This is a genomic window from Muriicola sp. (genome assembly GCF_049669965.1).
Taxonomy (GTDB): Bacteria; Bacteroidota; Bacteroidia; order Flavobacteriales; family Flavobacteriaceae; genus Muriicola.
In genome coordinates this window covers 1-2,837 of the sequence record NZ_JBATLB010000152.1, presented here as the reverse complement: position 1 = coordinate 2,837, position 2,837 = coordinate 1, and the positions used below count along the sequence as shown (strand labels likewise).

Here is a 2,837-nt window from a genome sequence, read left to right as displayed (position 1 = left end):
GCCTTAGCATAACCTTGAGTACTGGTGAGGTCTTCGAAGTGGGTCTTTGTACACCATACGAAGCAAATACATATACCTGTATAGATGAGGCTTCTTTTGGAATAGCTACTGTTACTTTCCCTGATGGAGTAGAAGAGGCAGAATGGTTTTTCCCGGGAGATAACTGGGGAGAGATCTCGTTTGCGATCTTTTCACCAGATGGTAACCTTGTAGCTGAGTACGGAGCAAATACTCCTGCTGGAGTTCTAACGCTTGACTACTGTCTTCAGTAAAATAGGTTGAAAAAACCGACTTGTTTGTCTGTTGGACTTTAGGTTCAAAGTAAAACATTAGGTGATCATATAATTAGAAAACCCTGCTTTGAAAAAAGCAGGGTTTTTCTTTTTATCATTCGGAAACAATATTACAAGGAGCCCCTCTATTTCATTGCTAATCATTGTTGAATTAAGATAGGTCCTACTATCATACAAATGCGAGGTATTCACTGTATGACCTTTCAACAGTGGATGCGAGGTCCTTTTTTTGAGAGATGTGATTAACAGGAATTGGCAATTCTAAAGAGGTGTTGATCATCCTTGTCTGTCGAGTCGAGACAGCAGTTTTTAAGAATGTAGTTTACTTTACAAAGGAAATGAGCACACTCTCTTTTATTAGATAGAGCGTCCTCCTCGGTAATCAGTTGGATGACATCTGTTTCATCCTTGAGATTCAGGTCTCTTGCACTAAGGATTTTGACTGCTTTGGTAAAATCTCCTATTCTTTAAAGATTTTGTTTATGTGCTGTTCTTACCTCAGATTTCATCTCATTACAGATAGACCTTATTGTAAATTTAGATAGCTCTTTTGTTTATTAGTCTATTCTGTTAGGCTGAATATCTTTAGCATTTAAAGAGTTTATTACACGGGAGGAAGAATTCTAGTAAAGTTTGGGCCGGGTTGCCCTCAGCAACCAGAATTTATTGGAAGTGGCTGCACCTCTGTATTATTTAAATGGCTGTAGTCCCAATCAAAGTAGGTTGAGTCTAAGGGATGCCATTAGAGCTAAAAGGGTAGTAACATACTTAAAACTTCGAAGTAGCTAGTATTGGTGCAACGGAAATAGGGTTGCGTTTTGGCGAGATTATCACTGGGACTTACAATTGAAAAGGGGAGAAGCACTATTTTTCAGTGCCCTCCCCTTTTCTGTTTTTGTTAGGTGTTTCTTGAAGCGATAAGTTTTCGTCTTATCGTTTTCTACATCGCATCGTTGTTATTCAACATATTTAGCAGCCGGATTACATCGTTTTCCTCAGATAGGTCCAAATCTAACTCTTTCACAATCTTGCTGGCATCAGAAGCGTTATCCATTGCGTTGAGGATATTTTTTTTACGTAGTTTAATATCTTCCGCATACTCTTTGCCTGACGACAGATAATAATCTGTTTGATCTAAAAATCTCGGAGGTTTTTCTGCTTTGTACGTGGAAAAGGTCTCAGTGGCGGGCAAGAACCTTTTGCTTTTCCGTTTTAGTAGTTTGATGGGGCCATCATTTAGCTGAATCAAGTAACCCTGTCTTACATCTTCGTTTTTTGGCATGTATTTGGCGATCACAAATTTATCCTGATTAATTGTCGCAATGATATAATCCCGTTTCAATAATGAAACTGTCGATTCTCCCTCTTGCATTTCAATATTATCGCGGTAGACATCATACCTAAGCATAGCAGGAACCGGGTCGCTGTCTTTAACGGTCACCGTACCCGCTATAAATTCTTCATGGTCGTAAGGTGATCCTTCCAGGTCTGGAGGAAGTTGGCCATCCCTCAACTGATTTCTATAGAGTTCGACAGGAATTTCTACTCGTGTCGGATTTTGTGCCACTGCCGTAAAGCCTGAATAAATTAATACAATTACTAAGAATACCTTTTTCATTTTATTTAAGTGTTTTTATTATGATTTAATTAATTAAAAAATCGAATATTTCTGATTGAGAAGTATTTCCCTGGCTGTCACGGGAAAGAATTCTCCAATAATAGACGTTTCCGGAACTTACTGCTACATCAATAGTGCTTTCTGTAGTGGTGTCCACAAAAAGCAAGCTTGCGGCATCTGTTCCCAAGAACACGTCAAAGTCCGCGATGTCGTTATCTACATCGCTTCCTGCCCAAACCAAGGTCACGGTTCCTGATGTGGCCACCGTAGATCCTCTGGCCGGACTCACCGCTTCCGCCGGGAAAGGTGCGTAGTTCTCCACACCAGGCCCCTGGTTGTAAAATCGCCAGGTGGTGCTGACGGCCGTTTCGTTTGTGCCGTTTGCCCGGGAGACCACAAACCATTCATATGGTACGCCCCTGAGCAGGGTGATCGTAGAATTATTGGTGCTGGAGATGGAGCGTGATGTGTTGTTATTGTCCAGATTTCGTAGATTCAGCTCGTAGGAATCAGCGTTTTGCGCCTCTGTCCACCGCAACGTCACGCTGCTCTGGTTCTCATTGATCACGGTTCCCTCGTTGCACTCCGTATTGTTGTCCGGAAAGATCAGCGTTGCTGCCGATGGTGGCGGAACTACTGCCGGCGGTTCCGGTTCCGGATCGGGATCGCTCCCTCCACCGCAGGAGATCAGCAGCACAGCCAGTAGGGTTGTTATACTTAATTCGTATCTCATTTTCTGATGATTTTATAGTTTAGCAAACTTGAGGATGTTCGGATGTTCAGCAGATACACCCCTCTAGCAAGAGCATCTACGTTAAATCGGATCTCGTTATTCTGGGTGTTGAAATCTTTACGGAAAACGGTCCTTCCATTGAGATCGAAAAGGGCAACCTCAACCTGGTCTGCTGTATTATTTCCGAGGTAGA

Annotated in this window: 5 protein-coding genes; 2 read left to right on the top strand and 3 right to left on the bottom strand. The window is 42.2% G+C overall.

Going from position 1 to position 2,837, the window contains the following annotated elements:
- A partial coding sequence (locus WBM49_RS08195) for a hypothetical protein (RefSeq protein WP_424371567.1) occupies positions 1 to 272 on the top strand: 272 nt, incomplete at its 5' end.
- 961 nt (positions 273 to 1,233) lie between these two features.
- On the opposite strand, the gene WBM49_RS08190 is transcribed toward WBM49_RS08195, so the two are convergent.
- Together WBM49_RS08190 and WBM49_RS08185 are read right to left on the bottom strand one after the other, a co-directional pair.
- Positions 1,234 to 1,911 (bottom strand): hypothetical protein, encoded by a 678-nt coding sequence (locus WBM49_RS08190; protein ID WP_424371566.1) that lies wholly within the window; start codon positions 1,909 to 1,911, stop codon positions 1,234 to 1,236.
- A 25-nt stretch (positions 1,912 to 1,936) separates the two neighbouring features.
- Positions 1,937 to 2,455, bottom strand: a complete 519-nt coding sequence (locus WBM49_RS08185) for a hypothetical protein (protein ID WP_424371565.1) — start codon at positions 2,453 to 2,455, stop codon at positions 1,937 to 1,939.
- 16 nt (positions 2,456 to 2,471) lie between these two features.
- Here WBM49_RS08185 and WBM49_RS08180 point away from each other — a divergent pair, with 16 nt between their 5' ends.
- Positions 2,472 to 2,651, top strand: a complete 180-nt coding sequence (locus WBM49_RS08180) for a hypothetical protein (RefSeq protein ID WP_424371564.1) — start codon at positions 2,472 to 2,474, stop codon at positions 2,649 to 2,651.
- On the opposite strand, the gene WBM49_RS08175 is transcribed toward WBM49_RS08180, so the two are convergent.
- Positions 2,641 to 2,837 (bottom strand): T9SS type A sorting domain-containing protein (locus tag WBM49_RS08175; protein WP_424371563.1); only part of this gene is annotated, 197 nt, incomplete at its 5' end. The genes WBM49_RS08180 and WBM49_RS08175 overlap by 11 nt on opposite strands.